Here is a 19,856-nt window from a genome sequence, read left to right as displayed (position 1 = left end):
AGAGCCTTTGGCTAGTGGGCCGGCAACGCATTGCCGACCCGGTTTTCAATCAGGCGCTTTTCTGAAAGAGCGCCCGCGTGGCACGAAGGTGTGCCGTTCCATCCCCGCTGCTCGGGTTAAAAGAGCTTAGATGCCGGGACAGATAAAAAAGTTGGTGAAACAAAAAGACTGAAAGCGACCCTTCGTCGAATATTACCCAAGCGCAAACGTGGGTCATTCTCACTAAAGGATTAACCCCCTGAGTCAGCGGGGCGCCGATCATACCGGGGTTTGCGCAATGAACGTTGAATAAATACGCGGTTACTTATCGCCATAGCATCCTTTACGTTACGTGCTTATGACAAAACGATCATTCCCTCGGTGTGACTCATTGGTTAGAACTGAGCACAGGTTGACGTCGCAACGGCGTCAACACCTTGGCTCGCCACGCCGGCAGCGAGCCGCACGATGGCAGGTTTTTTCTGCCAGACCTCAATTGAGGTCAACGCGACACTACAGTCAACAAGTGAGGGAAACACCCTATGAGAAGACTTAAGCGTGATCCGTTGGAAAGAGCATTTTTGCGCGGATATCAATATGGCGTTGGTGGCAAATCCCGTGAGCTTTGCCCATTTACTCTACCGTCGGTACGTCAAGCCTGGATCAACGGCTGGCGAGAAGGACGCGGCGACAACTGGGACGGTATGACCGGCACTGCGGGAATCCACAGACTCAACGAACTTCACGCCGTCGGCTGACACAGGGCATTTATTCCGACACGACAATCTGAATTTGCATTGAATTAACCACGCACGTCCTTCCCGGACGGCGGGCTACGGCCCAGGGGCTCCTTCGAGGAGCCCTTTTTTATGCCTGCAAAAAGGGTTAACCGGGATCCACGTGGCGAGGGGATTTATCCCCGCTCGGCTGCGCAGCAGTCGCGAAGTCCGAACTTCAATCTACCTGGCATATCACTGTGGAAGGTTTGGGGCTGCTGAGCAGCCCAGCGGGGATAAATCCCCTCGCCACAAAGGCTCCCCAAGGCCTCGGCAATCCTCAGCGCAACGCGGCGATGGCGTCTACCGATTCACGAATCAGCGCCGGGCCTTTGTAGATGAAGCCCGAATAGATCTGCACCAGGCTTGCACCGGCCGTGATCTTCTCCGCCGCGTGCTTGCCCTCGGTAATCCCGCCCGCAGCAATGATCGGCAAACGCCCGGCCAATTCGCCCGCCAGCACCTTCACGGTATGGGTGCTCTTTTCACGCACCGGCGCACCCGACAGACCGCCCGCCTCGTCGCCATGCTCCATGCCTTCGACGCCGACACGGCTCAAAGTCGTATTGGTGGCGATCACCGCATCCATGCCGGTTTCGATCAACGCCTGGGCGACCTGCGCAGTTTCTTCGTCGGTCATGTCCGGCGCGATCTTGATCGCCAGCGGCACATGCTTGCCGTGACGCAGGGCCAGTTCGGCGCGACGCGTGGCCAGATCAGCGAGCAATTGCTTGAGCGAGTCACCGAACTGCAGGCTGCGCAGGCCCGGGGTGTTTGGCGAGCTGACGTTGACGGTGACGTAGCTGGCGTGGGCGTAAACCTTGTCCAGGCAGATCAGGTAATCGTCGACCGCGCGCTCGACCGGGGTGTCGAAGTTCTTGCCGATATTGATGCCCAGCACGCCCTGGTATTTCGCCGCAGCGACCCGCGCCAGCAGGTTATCCACGCCAAGGTTGTTGAAGCCCATGCGGTTGATGATCGCCTCGGCTTCCGGCAGGCGGAAGATCCGTGGTTTCGGGTTACCCGGCTGCGGACGCGGGGTCACGGTACCGATTTCGACAAAGCCGAAACCCAACTGCGCAAAGCCGTCGATGGCCGCGCCGTTCTTGTCCAGACCTGCCGCCAGCCCTACCGGGTTCGGGAACTGCAGGCCCATGACGGTCACCGGCATTTTCGCCGGTGCCTTGCACAGCAAGCCGTTGAGGCCCAAACGTCCACCCGCGCCGATCAGATCCAGCGACAGATCGTGGGAGGTTTCCGGGGAAAGTTTGAACAACAGCTGACGGGCCAGGGTGTACATGGGCGGCAATGACTCGGGCGGCGAAAAGAGGCGGCGATTATAGCCGGGCATCGTCCCCCGGCGCGAGGCGCCTGCGCGAATCAGGCGACTGGCATATGCCTTGCACCACCCTGCTCATCAGTCTGCCGACCAATGACGGCGCGCAGGCCAGGACAATGGCGTCGTCCCCGGGTTTTGCCTGCGCAGAATCCGGGACGACGTTTTTTTTGAGGTAGCGTATGAACGAAACGTCCTTGGGGCCTCTGGCCTGGGTCAATGGCAGCGATGCGCCGGAAAAGAGCGCGATCAATCTCGGCTTCATGGCGCTGAGCGACTGCGCCTCGGTGGTGGTCGCCGCCACCCAGGGCTTCGCCCAACCCTACGGCCTGACGCTGAACCTCAAACGTCAGGCCTCATGGGCCAACCTGCGCGACAAACTGGTCAGCGGCGAACTGGATGCCGCGCACAGTCTGTACGGGCTGATTTATGCGGTGCACCTGGGCATCGGCGGCGTTGCCCCGACCGACATGGCGGTGCTGATGGGCCTGAACCAGAATGGCCAGAGCCTGAACCTGTCCCATGGCTTGCAACAGGCTGGCGTGAACAGTCCTGAAGCGCTCGATCGGCACGTGCACCAAAGCCGCGCAAAACTGACCTTCGCCCAGACCTTTCCCACCGGCACCCATGCGATGTGGCTTTATTACTGGCTGGCGAGCCAGGGCATTCATCCGTTGCAGGACGTCGACAGCGTGGTAGTGCCGCCGCCGCAAATGGTCGCGCACCTGCGAGCCGGGCGCATCGACGGCTTTTGCGTCGGCGAACCGTGGGCGGCCAGCGCCGTGCAGCAGAATCTCGGTTTCACCCTGGCGACCAGCCAGAGCATCTGGCCCGACCACCCGGAAAAAGTCCTCGGTTGCACCCGGGAATTTGTCGAGCAATACCCCAACACCGCGCGGGCGCTGGTCATGGCCATCCTTGAGGCCAGCCGCTTCATCGAAGAAAGCCCGGAGAACCGCCGCAGCACCGCGCAATTGCTCAGTGCCGCCGAATACCTCGACACCCCCACCCCGTGCATCGAGCCGCGTTTCATGGGGGATTACGCCGACGGCCTCGGCAATCGCTGGCAGGACTCGCATGCGCTGCGTTTTCACGGCGGTGGCGAGGTCAATCTGCCGTACCTCTCCGACGGCATGTGGTTCATGACCCAGTTTCGTCGCTGGGGTCTGTTGCGCGAGGATCCGGATTATCTGGCCGTCGCCCGTCAGGTTCAGCGCCTGGATCTGTATCGCGAGGCCGCCAGCGCGGTCGGCGTTGCGACTTCGTACGCAGACCTGCGCAGCAGCCAGTTGCTCGACGGCAAGGTCTGGGACGGCAGCGACCCGGCGGGCTATGCGCGCAGTTTCAAGCTGCATGCCCTGAGCGACACCGCCCCCCTTCTCGCCCAGCGCTGACAGGAGACCGCGAACATGTTGCGCATTCTGCTGATCAACGACACCGCGAAAAAAGTCGGACGCCTGAAAGCGGCGCTGACCGAGGCCGGCTTCGAGGTAATCGACGAGTCCGGCCTGACCATCGACCTGCCGGCGCGCGTCGAAACAGTGCGCCCGGACGTGATCCTGATCGATACCGAGTCACCGAGCCGCGATGTTATGGAGCAAGTAGTGCTGGTCAGCCGCGACCAGCCCCGGCCGATTGTGATGTTTACCGACGAACATGACCCGGGGGTGATGCGTCAGGCGATCAAGTCCGGGGTCAGTGCCTACATCGTCGAAGGCATTCACGCACAACGGTTGCAGCCGATTCTCGACGTGGCGATGGCGCGCTTCGAGAGTGACCAGGCCTTGCGCGCGCAATTGCAGGCGCGCGATCAGCAACTGGCCGAGCGCAAGCGCATCGAACTGGCCAAGGGGTTGCTGATGAAGATGAAGGACTGCAACGAGGAAGAGGCCTATACGCTGATGCGCCGCCAGGCGATGAGCCGCCAGCAGAAGCTGATTCAGGTGGCGGAGCAGATCATTGCCATGAGCGAGTTGCTGGGCTGAAGTTTTCGCTGCAAATCAAGAGCCCCTCACCCTAGCCCTTTCCCGGAGGGAGAGGGGACCGACCGCGTTGTCTGGCGCTGTCCGCCGACCTGAACGACCGAGTCGATTATGGATTCACTCGAAATCGTTCAGATCGGCAAATGATTCGGCCATCCCCCGCTCGGTTCCCTCTCCCTCTGGGAGAGGGCTAGGGTGAGGGGCTTTCGCTTTTCAGCTGTTGGCACAAATCTCGCTAAGTAAACCGCACAGGTAACCAACGGCGGTTGCCCCACCTACGACAAAGACGTCGCTCACCCCGTTCGCCCCTCGGCGAATCAGGTAGCGGCGTTTTTGCGTTTTGGCCCCACAGAACGGGGCCGGTGGTGCGGCCGTGAGGCGCTCCACCTGCTGTGCATGACTCCTTTCGAGACTCTTTTCAGCCGAGGTGCGCGATGAATTCAAACTTCTGGAAATCCGGCCATACCCCGACCCTGTTCGCGGCCTTCCTGTATTTCGACCTGAGCTTCATGGTCTGGTACCTGCTCGGCCCGCTGGCGGTGCAGATTGCCGCCGACCTGCACCTGACCACCCAGCAGCGCGGCCTCGTCGTCGCCACGCCAATTCTCGCCGGCGCGGTGTTGCGCTTCGCCATGGGCATGCTCGCCGATCGCTTGTCGCCGAAGACCGCCGGACTGATCGGCCAGGTCATCGTCATCTGCGCGCTGTTCGGCGCCTGGAAACTCGGCATCCACAGTTATGAACAGGCGCTGATCCTCGGCCTGTTCCTCGGCATGGCCGGCGCGTCGTTTGCCGTGGCCCTGCCGCTGGCCTCGCAGTGGTATCCACCAGAACATCAAGGCAAAGCCATGGGCATCGCCGGTGCGGGGAACTCCGGCACCGTGTTCGCCGCGCTGCTGGCGCCAGTGATTGCCGCCGCGTTCGGCTGGAGCAATGTCTTCGGTTTCGCCCTGATCCCGCTGGTTCTGACCTTGGTGCTGTTCGCCCTGTTGGCAAAAAACGCCCCGCAGCGGCCAAAACCGAAAGCCATGGCCGACTACTTCAAGGCCCTCGGTGATCGCGACAGCTGGTGGTTCATGTTTTTCTACAGCGTCACCTTCGGCGGCTTCATCGGCCTGGCCAGCGCGCTGCCCGGTTACTTCAACGATCAATACGGTCTGAGCCCGGTGACCGCCGGCTATTACACCGCTGCCTGCGTGTTCGGCGGCAGCCTGATGCGGCCGCTGGGTGGCGCGCTGGCCGATCGCTTCGGCGGCATCCGCACCTTGCTGGCGATGTACACCGTCGCTGCGATCTGCATCGCAGCGGTGGGCTTCAATCTGCCAAGTTCCTACGCGGCGCTGGCGCTTTTCGTCTGCACCATGCTCGGCTTGGGCGCCGGCAACGGTGCGGTTTTCCAATTGGTGCCGCAGCGTTTTCGTCTGGAGATCGGCGTGATGACCGGGCTGATCGGCATGGCCGGCGGCATCGGCGGCTTCGCCCTCGCCGCCGGTATGGGCGCGATCAAGCAAAGCACCGGCAGCTATCAATTGGCGCTGTGGTTGTTCGCCAGCCTCGGCGTGCTGGCATGGTTTGGCCTGCACGGCGTCAAGCGTCGCTGGAGAACCACCTGGGGCTCGGCGGCGGTGACAGCGGCGCGGGTCTGAGGCTCGAATGGCCCTGCAACTGAGTTTCGCCGAAGCCAGCGCCACCGGCCCGCGCGCGGAGAATCAGGACGCCCTGCGTTCAGTGACACCGGCGCCGGCACTGGCGGTGAGCAAGGGTTATCTGTTCGCCATCGCCGACGGCGTCAGCCAGTGCGCCGATGGCGGCCTCGCCGCGCGTTCGACCTTGCAGGCCCTGGCGCTGGACTACTACGCGACGCCGGAAACCTGGAGCGTGGCCCAGGCGCTGGATCGCCTGCTGCTCGCGCAAAATCGCTGGCTGCAGGCCAACGGCGGCGGGCAACCGCTGCTGACCACGGTCAGCGCGCTGGTGATGCGTGGTCGACGCTTCACCCTCGCCCATGTCGGCGATTGCCGGGTCTATCGCTGGCACGCCGAGCGCTTGCAGCGCATCAGCGAGGATCACGTCTGGGAGCAACCGGGCATGCAACACGTGCTCAAGCGTGCGCTCGGGCTCGATCAGCATCTGGTCCTGGATTTCCTCGACGGCGAACTGCGTGAGGGCGAAAGCTTCGTGCTGCTCAGCGACGGCGTCTGGTCGACCTTGGGCGATACCGCGATCGCCGCGATTCTGCGTGATCAAGCGGATCTGCCCAGCGCGGCGCAAACCTTGGTCAACGCCGCGCATATGGCCGGCAGTCAGGACAACGCCAGTGCCCTGCTGGTGCGCGTCGATGCGCTGGGCGAAGCGAGCATCGGCGATGCGCTGGTGCAATTGCAGCAATGGCCACTGCCGCCAACGCTGAAACCCGGGCAAGCGTTTGAAGGCTGGCAGGTGCAAGGCGGCATCGGCCAGAGCCAGCAATCATTGCTGTATCGCGTGCTCGATAGTCAGGGCCAGCCTTGGCTGTTGAAGACCTTGCCGACGCGCCTGGCCGACGATCCGCAAGCCGGGCAGGCGCTGCTGTCGGAAGAATGGTTCCTAAAGCGCGTGGCCGGCCGGCATTTTCCGCAAATCCATGCCTGCACTCAGCGTCAGCATTTGTACTACGTGATGCGCGAATACGCCGGGACGACGCTGGCCGACGTGTTTCAACACAGCGGCCCGTTGCCACTGGCGCAGTGGCAGGACATCGCCGAGCGGCTATTGCGCGCGGTCGGGCTGCTGCATCGGCGGCAGATTCTGCACCGCGACATCAAACCGGAAAACCTGCTGTCAGGTGACGACGGCGAGCTGCGCCTGCTGGATTTCGGTCTGGCTTACTGCCCCGGGCTGTCGGAAGACGCGCCGTCGACCCTGCCGGGAACGCCAAGCTTTATCGCCCCCGAAGCGTTTCGTGGCGAACCACCGAATGCGCAGCAGGATTTGTATTCAGTCGGCGTCACTCTCTATTACCTGCTCACCGGGCATTTCCCTTATGGCGAGATCGAAGCGTTCCAACGGCCCCGATTTGGCGTGCCGGTGAGTGCCAGTCGCTATCGCCCGGACCTGCCGGACTGGCTGGCGCAAAGTCTGGAACGCGGCGTCGCCGCCGATCCGCAGCAACGCTTCGAAACCGCTGAAGAGTGGCTGCTGGTGCTGGAACAGGGTGAGCGGCAAAGTTTGAGTGTGCGGCCCCGGCCTTTGTTGGAGCGGGAGCCGTTGAAGGTCTGGCGGACCATGGCGCTTCTGGCATTGCTCGGGAATGTGGTGCTGCTGGTTTTGTTGTTTCACAGTTGAACCGCACCGCGCCATTCGCGAGCAGGCTCGCTCCCACAGGGAATTTGTGTCGTTCGCAGACACCTTGTGGGAGCGAGCCTGCTCGCGAAGGCATTCGGCTTCACACCGCATAACCCCAAGAATTAACGCGCCACGAACGAGCAACACGCCTCGATTCGGTGCAAAAAAATCTCCTGTCACAACCCCAATCCCCAATAAATCCGCGTCCCCCCGAGTTGGCACAACCACTGCATTACCCTTTTCACCATACATACAGCCCATCCTTCAACGACGAAGGCTGCGCTTCCCGAGAGAACGGGACCAGGACAAAGGCGTCCTCGCTAGGCAACTAGCGGGACGCCTTTTTTTGTTTGCGCAAAATTTGTCGAGCAAGGCCCGACGGCCCACCAGAGGCCAGCCGCAGCTCCCGGAGAACCTGATGAAAAAACTCAAACTGGTGATGATCGGCAATGGCATGGCCGGGGTCCGTACCCTGGAAGAACTGCTCAAGCTGAGCGACGAGCTCTACGACATCACCGTCTTCGGCGCCGAACCGCACACCAACTACAACCGCATCCTGTTGTCGCCGGTGCTGGCCGGTGAGCAGACCTTCGAAGAGATCGTCCTCAACGACCTCGACTGGTACCTGGAAAACAACATCAAGTTGCTGCTCAACCGCAAAGTGGTGGAGATCGACCGGGTCAAACGCCGAGTGATCGCCGAGGACGGCACCGAAGCCGAGTACGACCGTCTGCTGATCGCCACCGGCTCGACTCCGTTCATCCTGCCAATCCCCGGCAACACTTTGCAGGGCGTGATCGGTTACCGCGACATCGCCGACACCCAGGCCATGATCGACACCGCCAGGACCCACAAGCACGCCGTGGTCATCGGCGGCGGTCTGCTCGGCCTCGAAGCGGCCAACGGCCTGATGCTGCGCGGCATGCACGTGACCGTGGTGCACCTCGGCGAATGGCTGCTGGAGCGGCAACTGGACAAGACCAGCGGCCAGCTTCTGCAATCGGCGCTGGAATCCCGTGGCCTGCATTTTCGCCTGTGCGAACAGACCCAAGCCCTGCACGACGCCGGTAATGGCCGGGTCGGCTCGGTGCAGTTCAAGAACGGCGACATCATCCCTGCCGATCTGGTGGTGATGGCCGCCGGCATCCGTCCCAACACTGAACTGGCAGAAAAGGCCGGCATTCCGTGCAATCGCGGGATTCTGGTCAACGACACCCTGCAAACCTACGACCCGCGCATCTACGCAATCGGCGAATGCGCCAGCCATCGCGGCATCGCCTACGGTCTGGTTGCACCGCTGTTCGAACAGGCCAAGGTCTGCGCCAATCACCTCGCGCAACTGGGTTTCGCTCGCTATCAGGGTTCAGTGACCTCGACCAAATTGAAAGTCACCGGCATCGACCTGTTCTCCGCCGGCGACTTCATGGGCGGCGAAGGCACCGAGACCATCACCCTCTCCGACCCGATCGGCGGTGTGTACAAAAAACTGGTGATCAAGGATGACGTGCTGGTCGGCGCCTGTCTGTACGGCGATACGGCAGATGGCGGTTGGTATTTCCGGCAGATTCGTGAGAATCACGCCATCGGCGAAATCCGCGATCACCTGATGTTTGGAGAACATGCATTAGGCGACGTAGGACATCAGGGCCAGGACAAAGCCATGGTCATGGCCGACAGCGCCGAAGTCTGCGGCTGCAATGGTGTGTGCAAGGGCACCATCGTCAAGGCGATCCAGGAACACGGCCTGTTCAGCGTCGATGAAGTGAAGAAACACACCAAGGCTGCCAGCTCCTGCGGTTCCTGCGCCGGTCTGGTCGAGCAAATTCTGATCAATACCGTGGGCGGCGCGGCGGACGTCAAACCGAAAAGCGAAAAAGCCATCTGCGGTTGCAGCGACCTCAACCACGGGCAGATTCGTCAGGCGATCCGCCAGGAACACCTGCTGACCATCGCCGAGACCATGAGTTACCTGAACTGGCGCACACCGAATGGCTGCGCGACCTGTCGCCCGGCGCTCAACTACTACCTGATTTCCACCTGGCCGGGCGAGGCCAAGGACGATCCGCAATCGCGCCTGATCAACGAACGCGCACACGCCAACATTCAGAAGGACGGCACCTATTCGGTGGTGCCGCGCATGTGGGGCGGCGTGACCAACCCATCGGAACTGCGGCGGATCGCCGATGTGGCCGACAAGTACAACGTGCCGATGGTCAAGGTCACCGGCGGTCAGCGCATCGACTTGCTGGGGATCAAGAAACAGGATCTGCCCGGCGTCTGGAAAGACCTCGACATGCCGTCCGGCCACGCCTACGGCAAATCCATCCGCACGGTGAAAACCTGCGTTGGCAGCGAGTTCTGCCGCTTCGGCACGCAGAACTCGACGCAACTGGGCATCGAACTCGAGCACGACCTGTTCAACATGTGGTCGCCGCACAAAGTGAAGCTGGCGGTGTCCGGTTGCCCACGGAACTGCTCGGAAGCGGGCATCAAGGACGTAGGAATTATCGGCGTCGACTCCGGCTGGGAGATGTACATCGGTGGCAACGGCGGGATCAAGACCGAAGTCGCCGAGTTCTTCGTCAAGCTCAAGACTGCCGAGGAAGTCCGTGAATACAACGGCGCATTCCTCCAGCTCTACCGCGAAGAAGCCTTCTACCTTGAGCGCACCGTGCACTACCTGCAACGGGTCGGCATGGAGCACATCAAGAAGAACGTGCTCGAAGACGCCGAGCGGCGCAAGGCCCTCAACGAGCGCCTGCAATTCTCCCTGTCGTTCGAACAGGACCCATGGAAAGAGCGCCTGGCGCAGCCGCAACTGAAGAAAGAATTCGACGTGATCCCCGTGAAAAACCTGGAGGTGCCGGCATGAACTGGCTCGACATCTGTGCGCTGGAAGAGATCAACGCCCTCGGTTCGCGGATCATTGCCGGGCCGAAAGGAGACATCGCGATTTTTCGTACAAGCGACGACGAGGTTTTCGCCCTCGATGATCGCTGCCCGCACAAGGGTGGGCCATTGTCGCAAGGCCTGATCTACGGCAAGCGCGTGGCCTGCCCGCTCCACAACTGGCAGATCGACCTCGCAACCGGCGAAGCCCAGGCGCCGGACATCGGCTGTGCGCACCATCATCCGGCGCGGGTCGAGAATGGCCGGGTGCAACTGGCCCTGCGGGACGCCATCTGATGAACCGCCAGACGACCGCCTCGACCTGCTGTTACTGCGGGGTCGGCTGCGGCGTACTGATCGAGCATGACGGCGAGCGCATCCTCGGCGTCAGCGGCGATCCGGCGCACCCGGCCAACTTCGGCAAACTGTGCAGCAAAGGCTCGACGCTGCACCTGACCGGCGACCTCGCCGCCCGCGCCTTGTACCCGGAACTGCGCCTGGGCAAAGGCCTGGCGCGCAGCCGTACTGACTGGGATACCGCCCTCGACCACGCGACCAACGTGTTTGCCGAAACCATCGCCGAACACGGCCCGGACAGCGTGGCGTTCTACATCTCCGGGCAGTTGCTCACCGAGGACTACTACGCCTTCAACAAACTGGCGCGGGCGCTGGTCCGCACCAACAACATCGACAGCAATTCGCGGCTGTGCATGTCCTCGGCGGTGGTCGGCTACAAACGCAGCCTCGGCGCCGACGCACCGCCGTGCAGTTACGAAGACCTGGAGCTGAGCGACTGCGTGATGATCGTCGGCAGTAACATGGCCTACGCCCATCCGGTACTTTTCCGTCGGCTGGAGGAAGCCAAATCCCGTCGCCCGCAGATGAAAGTCATCGTAATCGACCCGCGTCGTACCGATACCTGCGATTTGGCTGACCTGCATCTGGCGATTCTTCCGGGCACCGATGTCGCCTTGTTCCATGGGATTTTGCATCTGCTGTTGTGGGAAGACTGGATCGATCGCGATTTCATCAAGGCGCACGCCGACGGCCTCGCCGAACTCAAGACGCTGGTCCGCGATTACACCCCGCAGATGGTTGCGCAACTGTGCGGCATCAGCATCGAACAACTGCAGCAATGCGCAGAATGGGTCGGCACTGCGCCGAGCTTCCTGTCGCTGTGGTGCATGGGCCTGAATCAGTCCACCGCCGGCAGCGCAAAAAACAGTGCGCTGATCAATCTGCACCTGGCCACCGGGCAAATCGGCCGACCCGGTGCAGGACCTTTCTCCCTGACGGGTCAGCCAAATGCCATGGGTGGGCGGGAAACCGGCAGTCTGTCCAATCTGTTGCCGGGCCATCGCGATGCCGCCAACCCGAAACATCGCGCCGAAGTGGCGGCGTACTGGGGCGTCGAGAGCTTGCCCGAGGCGCCGGGCCTGAGCGCCATCGAACTGTTCGAAAACCTGCGCAGCGGCAAAATCAAAGCACTGTGGATCGCCTGTACCAACCCGGCGCAATCGATGCCAGACCAGAGCGCAGTCCGCGCAGCGCTTGAGGCCTGCCCTTTTGTAGTGTTGCAGGAAGCCTTTCGGACCACCGAAACCGCTGCATTTGCCGACCTGCTGTTACCCGCCGCCAGTTGGGGCGAGAAAGAAGGTTCGGTGACCAACTCCGAACGGCGCATTTCCCACGTGCGCAAAGCGGTTGTCGCACCGGGCGAAGCGCGGCCGGACTGGGCCATCACGGTGGATTTCGCACAGCGTCTGGAGAAACGTCTGCGTCCTCGGCAGCCAAGTCTGTTCGCTTTCGATCAGCCTTCGCAGTTGTTTGATGAATTCAAACTGCTGACCCAAGGGCGAGACCTGGATCTGTGCGGAATCAGTCATGCCTTGATCGACGAGATCGGTCCGCAGCAATGGCCCTTCCCTGCCGGCGCCCGCCAAGGCACGCCACGCTTGTACGGCGACGGCATTTTCCCTACAGCCAATGGTCGCGCGCAATTCATTGCCGATCCGTACCGCGCCGCCAAGGAACAACGCGACGCGCGCTTCCCGCTGACGTTGATCACCGGTCGCCTGCGTGACCAGTGGCACGGCATGAGCCGCACCGGCACCGCCGCGCAATTGTTCGGCCACGTCAGCGAAGCCGTGCTGAGCCTGCACCCTGACGAAATGCGTCGGCACCGCTTGCAGCCCGGTGATCTGGTCAATCTGAAAAGCCGCCGTGGCGCCCTGATTGTTGCGGTCGGCAGCGACGACAGCGTGCGTCCGGGCCAGGCGTTTCTGCCGATGCACTGGGGCGATCGCTATCTTAAGGGCGGTGTTAACAAGCTGACCTTGCCGGCGTTTGATCCGCTGTCCAAGCAACCGGAGCTCAAGCACAGCGGCGTGCGTCTGGAGGCAGTCAACCTGCCGTGGCAACTGTTCGCCTTGATCGAGGGTGATGTTCAACGGCATTTCGAGACGCTACGGCCGCTGTGTGAGGCGTTTTCCTACGTCAGCCTCAGCCTTGTCGGTCGTGAGCGGCCTGCGTTGCTGATACGCGCTGCACACGGCCAGGCGCCGGATCCACAGCTGCTGGGTGAGATCGACCAGTGTCTGTCACTGCAGGATGGCCCGGTTCTGGCCTATGACGACCCTCGCCGAGCCATCGGCAAGCGGGTGCGTATCGAAAACGAACGTATCACCGCGATTCGCCTGGCCGGCGAAACCCTTGCGCAACACTGGCTGCAAAGCCTGTGGCTGGAGGGCCGCGCCGACCAACAACTGCGGCGCTGGCTGCTCGCGCCGATGAGCGCGCCGCCGGGCGCTGTCGGCGCCATTGCGAGCGACAAGACCTTGTGCAATTGCGAAAACGTCAGTCTCAACGCAGTCTGCGCCGGCATTCGCCAGGGACTGGATCTGCAAGGCCTGAAAAACAATCTCCGATGCGGCACGCAATGCGGTTCCTGCGTGCCGGAAATCAAGCGTCTGCTGGCTGCCGAAGCGCGGCCGATCGCGGTCATTTAACGAGGACAACACCATGAATGCGAAAGTCTGGCTGGTGGGCGCAGGCCCTGGCGATCCGGAGTTGTTGACGCTCAAAGCGGTGCGGGCGTTGCGCGAGGCCGATGTGGTGATGATCGATGATCTGGTCAACGACGCCGTGCTGGAACACTGCCCGACTGCGCGGGTTATCCCCGTCGGCAAACGCGGCGGCTGCCGCTCGACGCCGCAGGCATTCATTCATCGGCTGATGCTGCGTTATGCACGCCAAGGCAAATGCGTAGTGCGCCTGAAGGGCGGCGATCCGTGCATTTTCGGCCGCGGTGGCGAAGAAGCGCAGTGGTTGCGCGAGCGCGGGGTTGAAGTGGAATTGGTCAATGGCATTACCGCCGGGCTGGCCGGGGCGACGCAGTGCGATATTCCGCTGACGTTGCGTGGCGTCGCGCGCGGGGTAACGCTGGTGACTGCGCACACCCAGGATGACAGCCAGTTGAACTGGCAGGCGCTGGCGCAAGGCGGGACGACGCTGGTGGTTTACATGGGCGTGGCCAAGCTGGGCGAGATTCGTGATCAGCTGCTGGCGGGAGGAATGGCGGCGGATACGCCGGTGGCGATGATCGAAAACGCTTCTTTGGCGCATCAGCGTGAATGTCGCAGTGACCTGAGTGCGATGGCTGAGGATGCGTCGACGTTTGAGTTGAAAAGTCCGGCGATTCTGGTGATTGGTGCGGTGGCTGGTGTCGTGCAAGAGCAAAAGATCGCAGCCTTCGGCAGCTCCTGCACGGCGTAACGCGCGCACGCGCTTTTAAGCGGCGAAGCCAAATCGCAGACAAAGAAAAGCCCGGCCTGAGCCGGGCTTTTCCATCAGCGGCAGCTAATTACTTAGCTTGAGCTTCAACCTGCGCTTCTACGCGACGGTTTACAGCGCGGCCAGCTTCAGTTTTGTTGTCAGCAACTGGGCGGGATTCGCCGTAGCCAACAGACTGAACGCGGGACGATTCAACACCGTACTGGTTGGTCAGAACTTGCTTAACGGCGTTTGCACGACGCTCGGACAGTTTCTGGTTGTAAGCGTCAGGACCGACGGAGTCAGTGTGACCTTCAACAGTAGTGGTGGTGGATGGGTACTGCTTCATGAAGTCAGCCAGGTTTTTGATGTCGCCGTAGCTGTTAGGCTTGACTACCGACTTGTCGAAGTCGAATTTCACGTCCAGCTCAACACGAACAACTTCAGCAACTGCTGGGCAGCCATCAGCGTCAACGGTTACGTTGGCTGGGGTGTCCGGGCACTTGTCAACGTTGTCGCAAACGCCATCGTTGTCGCTGTCGGAGCAGACTTCAGCAGGTGCTGGAACTGGAGCAGCAGCTGGCTTGGAGCCGCCACCGAAGTTCACACCGATACCGACGCTAGGAGCCCACTCGGTGTCGCCCTGGTCGATGTTGTACTGAGCTTCAACGCCGGCACGGGCGTAGAAGTTCTCGGTGAAGTACAGCTTGGCACCGCCGCCAACGTTGGCGAAGGTGGAACGGTTACGACCGTTCGAACCGTTCTGGTCGATGCTCTGGTCAGAGAAACCGGCCGAAACGTATGGACGAATCATGTCGCCTGGGTTGTTGAAGTGGTACAGAGCGTCCAGAGCGGTGTTAGCGCCTTTGACGTTCTTGCCATCGTCGGCACGTACGTTGTGCACTTCGTCGTAGCCCAGACGCAGTTCAACGTCGTCGGTCAGGAAGTAACCGATCGAACCGCCGAACAGGTTGCCGTTGTTCTTGAAGTTACGAGCGCTGTCGAATTGTTCTTTCTTAGCGAAGCCTTCGATTTCAACTGCGCCTTGGCCTTGTGCCAGAGCGCCGAACGAAGTGGCGGCAATCAGAGAACCAATGGCCAAGCCCAAGGTGTTTTTCAGTTTCATCCGTTAAATCCCCATCTGGTGATTGTGAAGCAGTCCCGCAAACCGGGGGACAACTCGGCGGCAAGTCTATCAGAACTTGCCTACACGTAAGAGATATTTGCGCTGAACTAAGTTTCAGCAATGCCTGCAAATTTCTCACGCAATTTATCTAGAGCGCGTTTGTAACGCATTTTTGTCGCACTCAAACCCATGTGCATGATGTCTGCGATCTCCTGAAACTCCAGCTCTGCGACAAATCGTAGCACCAGAATTTCGCGGTCAATCGGATTCACATACACCAGCCAGCGATCAAGCCCACCCTTCTCCTCCGGCTTCGGCGCCTTTTCTTCAGACGCTTCTTCAAGAGGGTCCAGACTGAGAGCGTCCATCAAGCGACGCTTACGCCGTTCCTTCCGATACTGCGTGATGCATTCGTTGTAAGTGATGCTGTAAAGCCAGGTTTTGAACTTCGATTTCCCCTCGAAGTTCTTCAGGCCGTACAGCACCTTCAGCATCACTTCCTGACAGACATCGTCTGCGTCGCGATCGTTCCCAAGATATCTCGCGCAGACGTTAAATAATGTTCGCTGGTAACGCCGCATCAACTCTTCGTAGGCGCGCGTTACGTGAAACAGCTCGGTATGCGAGCGCGCGACCAACTCCTCATCAGAGAGCTCGCGGGGGTCGTAGCGCGTGGATAGCGGTTGGGCTTTATTCAAAACAAGTCGTGCCGACAGTCAGGTCAATGTCCGCCACAACCAGCCTCGGCTGGCATTTTGCGGCGGCATACATTAGCAGGGTTTGCCGGTTTAGCGGCTACTCACATGCTGTTCCAGCAGGATCCGATTGGAGAGAGAGACTAGCTCACCCTCATCGGTCAGCAATGTGGTTTTAACCGTGCCGATCTCTTCGATCTGGCCTTCGACCTCGCCAACACGCACTTGTTGCCCAACCTCATACAGCTCACGCACATAGATTCCCGCAAGAATCTGACCGGCGATTTCCCGGCTTCCCAAACCCATGGCCAGCGCAACTGCCAGACCAACGGTAATCAAAACGATGACAATTACATGGTTCAGCAGGTCGGTCTTGACCTCGAGCTGGCTGATCGCCACCGAGATGCTGATGATGATCACCAGCCCCTGCGCGATCCGCCCCAACCCGGAAGCGTAGTCCAGCCCTACGCCTTCTGCTGCGCCGCGCACCAGCCCGTTGGCCAGTTGCGCCAGCAGGACACCGACCAGCAGCACCAGCGCGGCGCCGAATACTTTCGGCAGATACAACGCCAGCATGTCCAGCGTAGCTGAAACTCGCTCGAGGCCAAGGGATTCTGCCGCAGAAACCAGAAAAATCAGCAGAACGAACCAATAGACAATTTTACCGATCAGCGTCGAGATCGGCACTTGCAGCCCGGCGCGCGACATCAGCTTGGTCAGCCCGGTGCCGCCCATCAGACGATCAAGGCCGAGTTTGGCGAGCAATTTGGAGAGCAAGGTGTCGAGCAGCTTGGCCACGACGAAACCCAACAGCAGCACAACCAGTGCGCCGAACAGGTTCGGAATGAAATTAGCGACTTTGGTCCACAACGCAGTCATTGCAGTGACGAGGCTCTGAGTCCAGAGATCAAGTTCCATATTCAATCAGCCTTATCAGCAGTGCGAGCAGTGGTTTTACGAAGACGGGAAACCGGCGAGACATGCGCCGAGCCATTGTTCAGGGCGATCATCAGCGCGGGCAGCCAGCGGCCCAGCAAGCTGAACAGATCACCGGCGCCGACCTGGCGGTTGGCGGTTTTGAGTACGCGGCCCAGGCACGCATCGTCGTCGCGGCTGGACGGCGAAGCGTTGAGCATGTCGCGCAAAGACTGTTCAAACGGATCGTGCATACGCACCTCTCGTGATGTCTGTGAAAGACGCGGGCAGTTTTACTCGGGTCACATGCGCCATGTTCACACCCAGCGCAATCGACGGAACAACCACCACTGACCGAACGCCAGGGCGAGTACCGTCAGGCAGGCAATCAGGAAACCATACGGGCTTTCGGCAAACGGAATACCGCCGACATTTATCCCGAGCAGACCGGTGATGAAACTCATCGGCAAAAAGATGCAGGTAATGATGCCGAAGCGGTACATGGTGCGATTCATGTGCACGCTCAAACGCCGATCTTCGGCCTCCAGCACAAGCCCCACACGCTCTCGAGTCAATTCGAGCTCTTCCAGATAACGGGTCAGGCTGTTGTTCAATTCGTTCCAGTAGTCGGCGTCGTCTTCGACGAACCACGGCAATTTTATCCGCGTCAGCTGTCCAAAAATATCCCGCTGTGGCGCGAGAAAACGCTTCAGCCCGGCCGCTCTGCGGCGGATGTGCAAAATGGCCCCGTGCTCGGGCGTATACCGTTCGTCGGCGTCGAGTTTTTCTTCCTCTTCATCGACCACTTCCGACAGGCACGTGACCAGATCCTGCACTTTATTGGTGAGGAACTGCGCCAGATACAGCATCAATTCAGAAGACGTTTTCGGACCTTTGCCCTCCCCCAGCAGCGCCAGCAACTCATCTGTAGCGCGCAACGGACGCAAGCGCAGGGAAATCACGCGCTGAGCGGAGGCAAAAATCCGCACCGAGACCATGTCTTCCGGCTCGGCGCCCGGGTTGAGATTGACCCCGCGCAGAAACAGCAGCAGCTCGGAGTCGGGCAATGGCAACAGACGCGGGCGGGTGTTCTCTTCCAGCAGCAGATCGCAGGTGAATTCGTTGAGCCCGCTGGATTTGCGCAGCCAGGTTTGGGTCTGCGGATGGCTGCGATCCCAGTGCAGCCACAGGCTTTCATGGGCCTGCAGCTGCAAATCGTCGAGCTCAGTCCGGGCTATCGAACGCGCACCGCCCTTGCCGTCCAGTACCAGGGCATGTACCAGCCCCCATTGCGCGTTTTCTTCCTCGAACATCCGCATCCCTTGTCGAAAACCTTATTCAGGCATTTTCAGCGGAGTCGGCGAAACGATCACGCCGTTGTTGTCCGCATAAATGTACTGGCCCGGGTGAAAAGTCACACCGGCGAAAGTCACCGGGACGTTGAGGTCGCCAATGCCGCGCTTGTCGGTTTTCATCGGGTGACTGGCCAGCGCCTGCACGCCGAGATCGGTCTGGGCAATGACGTCGACGTCACGGATGCAACCGTAGATCACCAGCCCTTCCCAGCCGTTCTGCGCGGCCTTGGCGGCGATCATGTCGCCCAGCAGGGCGCGGCGCAGCGAACCGCCGCCATCAACCACCAGCACTTTGCCTTTGCCGTTGAGTTCGGCCTGCTCCTTGACCAGCGAATTGTCTTCGAAGCATTTGATGGTCACGATTTCGCCGCCGAAGGAATCCCGGCCGCCGAAATTGCTGAACATCGGTTCCAGCACCTGCACCAGCTCCGGGTAGGCGTCGCACAGATCAGGCGTAAGGTAATGTTCCATCGAAAAACTCCTGTAACAAGGAAGACGATCAAGGATGCCGCATTCTGATGAGACGAGTTCCGGCGGTCGCTGTTTACCTTAGTCCATGCCATGGTCGCTGACGCAACCTGAACAAACCCTGAAACGTAATAGCTAAACAGTCACGAAATATGACCAGAACCGCACAATGCGTCATATCTTAGCCGCAAGCCAGGCTGAACGGAACGCCCCTCACACTGCGGCGGCCAGATTCGCTGGCTGCGCAAGCAACGGTGTCTGTTGATCCTTCAACCAGCGCGCCACCAGCGGCCACACTTCAGCCTGCGCTGCTTTGCTCACCAGCATTTCGACATGGCCGAAATTATCCGAGAAGCCCTGCTCGCGGCCCAGGTTGATGAACTGCTTGCACTCTGAGCCGATCTGCTCGAACAGCTTGCGGCAGGCCCACGCCGGATCCTGATGATCGCCCGCTGCCGTCACCGCCAGCACCGGTACCTGAACCTCGGCAAGCCCGGCCCACCAGTCCTTGTCCTTGTCGCCGAAGCGTCCGAACAAGCCGTACCAGCGCATGCTTTCGATGGCCAGGCCGATCGGCTCGTCTTCCGGACCGCGTTTGAGGCGTGAGCCGGACAGCTGCGCGAACCGCTTGAGAATGAAGCGCCCGCCCCACTCCACCGGTGGGATTTTCAACGGCCAGTAGGTGCGGCTGACCTGCGTGCCGAAAAACGCCGCCGAGGCCACGGCCGGTTCGCCGAGATATTCGCCACCGAGCGCCGCCGCCAGGGTGATGCCGCCGAGCGAATGGCCGATCCAGTGCGGGATCTGTCCGCTCTGCTCACGCACGAACGCGGCAATCGCCGGCAGATCGTAACGGGCGTAGTCGGCCACGCGGTTGCGCCGATAGTCTTCGTTGCGCTGGGACAGGCCGTGACCGCGCATTTCCGGAATCCACACGTCGAAGCCAAGCCGGGTCAGATACGCGCCGAGACCGAGGCCTTTGGGGGAAAACCAGAAGCGCCGATTGGAAAAGCTGCCGTGCAACAGAATCACCGGCACGCCGCGTGGCGCCGTGTCATCGGCCATGCCCAAACGGGTGACGGCGATTTCCACGGACCAGTCCGGGCTGTTGCCGGGTTTCAATCGATAGACGTCTTCGCTCAGATCGCCGCGCCGCTCGGCGCTGATCAGCGCGACAGGAAACAGGTTGCTGCTGCTTTGCATAATGCTCTTGCACAAAAAAGGGCGGCATCCGCTGGAG

Annotated in this window: 17 protein-coding genes; 9 read left to right on the top strand and 8 right to left on the bottom strand. The window is 60.9% G+C overall.

Annotated elements, in window-relative coordinates; translation table 11 throughout:
• The first annotated feature begins 521 nt into the window (after positions 1-521).
• A complete protein-coding gene (gene rmf / locus AB4N73_RS03970) occupies positions 522-737 on the top strand; it encodes a ribosome modulation factor (protein ID WP_003223300.1) in 216 nt (71 codons plus the stop codon).
• Positions 738-1,035: 298 nt separating this feature from the next.
• On the opposite strand, the gene AB4N73_RS03965 is transcribed toward rmf, so the two are convergent.
• Positions 1,036-2,055 (bottom strand): quinone-dependent dihydroorotate dehydrogenase, encoded by a 1,020-nt coding sequence (locus AB4N73_RS03965; protein ID WP_460142939.1) that lies wholly within the window; start codon positions 2,053-2,055, stop codon positions 1,036-1,038.
• 218 nt (positions 2,056-2,273) lie between these two features.
• On the opposite strand from AB4N73_RS03965, the gene AB4N73_RS03960 reads away from it, so the two are divergent.
• From AB4N73_RS03960 to cobA, 8 genes are all read left to right on the top strand, one after another.
• Positions 2,274-3,485 carry a CmpA/NrtA family ABC transporter substrate-binding protein gene (locus tag AB4N73_RS03960; RefSeq protein WP_460142938.1) on the top strand — a complete coding sequence of 404 codons (1,212 nt, stop codon included), beginning with the start codon at positions 2,274-2,276 and terminating at the stop codon, positions 3,483-3,485.
• Positions 3,486-3,500: 15 nt separating this feature from the next.
• On the top strand, positions 3,501-4,076 hold the full coding sequence (locus AB4N73_RS03955; protein ID WP_007916390.1) for an ANTAR domain-containing response regulator: 576 nt from the start codon (positions 3,501-3,503) through the stop codon (positions 4,074-4,076).
• Between the two features lie 431 nt (positions 4,077-4,507).
• The gene (locus tag AB4N73_RS03950; protein ID WP_305382544.1) at positions 4,508-5,719 is read left to right on the top strand and encodes a nitrate/nitrite transporter; all 1,212 of its coding nucleotides are present in this window, start codon (positions 4,508-4,510) and stop codon (positions 5,717-5,719) included.
• Between the two features lie 7 nt (positions 5,720-5,726).
• The gene (locus AB4N73_RS03945) at positions 5,727-7,397 is read left to right on the top strand and encodes a protein kinase domain-containing protein (protein WP_460142937.1); all 1,671 of its coding nucleotides are present in this window, start codon (positions 5,727-5,729) and stop codon (positions 7,395-7,397) included.
• A gap of 418 nt (positions 7,398-7,815) precedes the next feature.
• On the top strand, positions 7,816-10,269 hold the full coding sequence (gene nirB / locus AB4N73_RS03940; RefSeq protein ID WP_460142936.1) for a nitrite reductase large subunit NirB: 2,454 nt from the start codon (positions 7,816-7,818) through the stop codon (positions 10,267-10,269).
• Positions 10,266-10,583: a nitrite reductase small subunit NirD gene (gene nirD / locus AB4N73_RS03935; protein WP_041479130.1), complete on the top strand. Its 318-nt coding sequence runs from the start codon at positions 10,266-10,268 to the stop codon at positions 10,581-10,583. Before nirB ends, nirD begins: the two co-directional genes overlap by 4 nt.
• Positions 10,583-13,294, top strand: a complete 2,712-nt coding sequence (locus AB4N73_RS03930) for a nitrate reductase (RefSeq protein WP_460142935.1) — start codon at positions 10,583-10,585, stop codon at positions 13,292-13,294. Before nirD ends, AB4N73_RS03930 begins: the two co-directional genes overlap by 1 nt.
• A 13-nt stretch (positions 13,295-13,307) precedes the next feature.
• Positions 13,308-14,060 (top strand): uroporphyrinogen-III C-methyltransferase, encoded by a 753-nt coding sequence (cobA, locus tag AB4N73_RS03925; protein WP_460142934.1) that lies wholly within the window; start codon positions 13,308-13,310, stop codon positions 14,058-14,060.
• Between the two features lie 88 nt (positions 14,061-14,148).
• On the opposite strand, the gene AB4N73_RS03920 is transcribed toward cobA, so the two are convergent.
• From AB4N73_RS03920 to AB4N73_RS03890, 7 genes are all read right to left on the bottom strand, one after another.
• The gene (locus AB4N73_RS03920) at positions 14,149-15,183 is read right to left on the bottom strand and encodes an OmpA family protein (RefSeq protein ID WP_039762998.1); all 1,035 of its coding nucleotides are present in this window, start codon (positions 15,181-15,183) and stop codon (positions 14,149-14,151) included.
• Positions 15,184-15,290: 107 nt separating this feature from the next.
• Complete coding sequence (sigX, locus tag AB4N73_RS03915; protein WP_016773832.1) at positions 15,291-15,881, bottom strand: RNA polymerase sigma factor SigX; 591 nt, start codon at positions 15,879-15,881, stop codon at positions 15,291-15,293.
• 90 nt (positions 15,882-15,971) lie between these two features.
• A complete protein-coding gene (locus AB4N73_RS03910) occupies positions 15,972-16,796 on the bottom strand; it encodes a mechanosensitive ion channel family protein (protein ID WP_016773831.1) in 825 nt (274 codons plus the stop codon).
• Positions 16,797-16,798: 2 nt separating this feature from the next.
• Complete coding sequence (locus AB4N73_RS03905; protein ID WP_003223293.1) at positions 16,799-17,047, bottom strand: hypothetical protein; 249 nt, start codon at positions 17,045-17,047, stop codon at positions 16,799-16,801.
• A gap of 63 nt (positions 17,048-17,110) precedes the next feature.
• Positions 17,111-18,106, bottom strand: a complete 996-nt coding sequence (locus AB4N73_RS03900) for a zinc transporter ZntB (protein ID WP_016773830.1) — start codon at positions 18,104-18,106, stop codon at positions 17,111-17,113.
• Positions 18,107-18,127: 21 nt separating this feature from the next.
• Entirely contained in the window at positions 18,128-18,619 is a 492-nt protein-coding gene (gene rraA / locus AB4N73_RS03895; protein WP_039762996.1) for a ribonuclease E activity regulator RraA, read from the bottom strand.
• A 210-nt stretch (positions 18,620-18,829) separates the two neighbouring features.
• On the bottom strand, positions 18,830-19,819 hold the full coding sequence (locus AB4N73_RS03890; protein ID WP_252879746.1) for an alpha/beta fold hydrolase: 990 nt from the start codon (positions 19,817-19,819) through the stop codon (positions 18,830-18,832).
• Positions 19,820-19,856: the final 37 nt, after the last annotated feature.

The organism is Pseudomonas sp. S3_B08 (genome assembly GCF_054667725.1).
The sequence above is the reverse complement of the archived record's forward strand: the minus strand, read 5'-3'. Positions and strand labels throughout refer to the sequence as shown.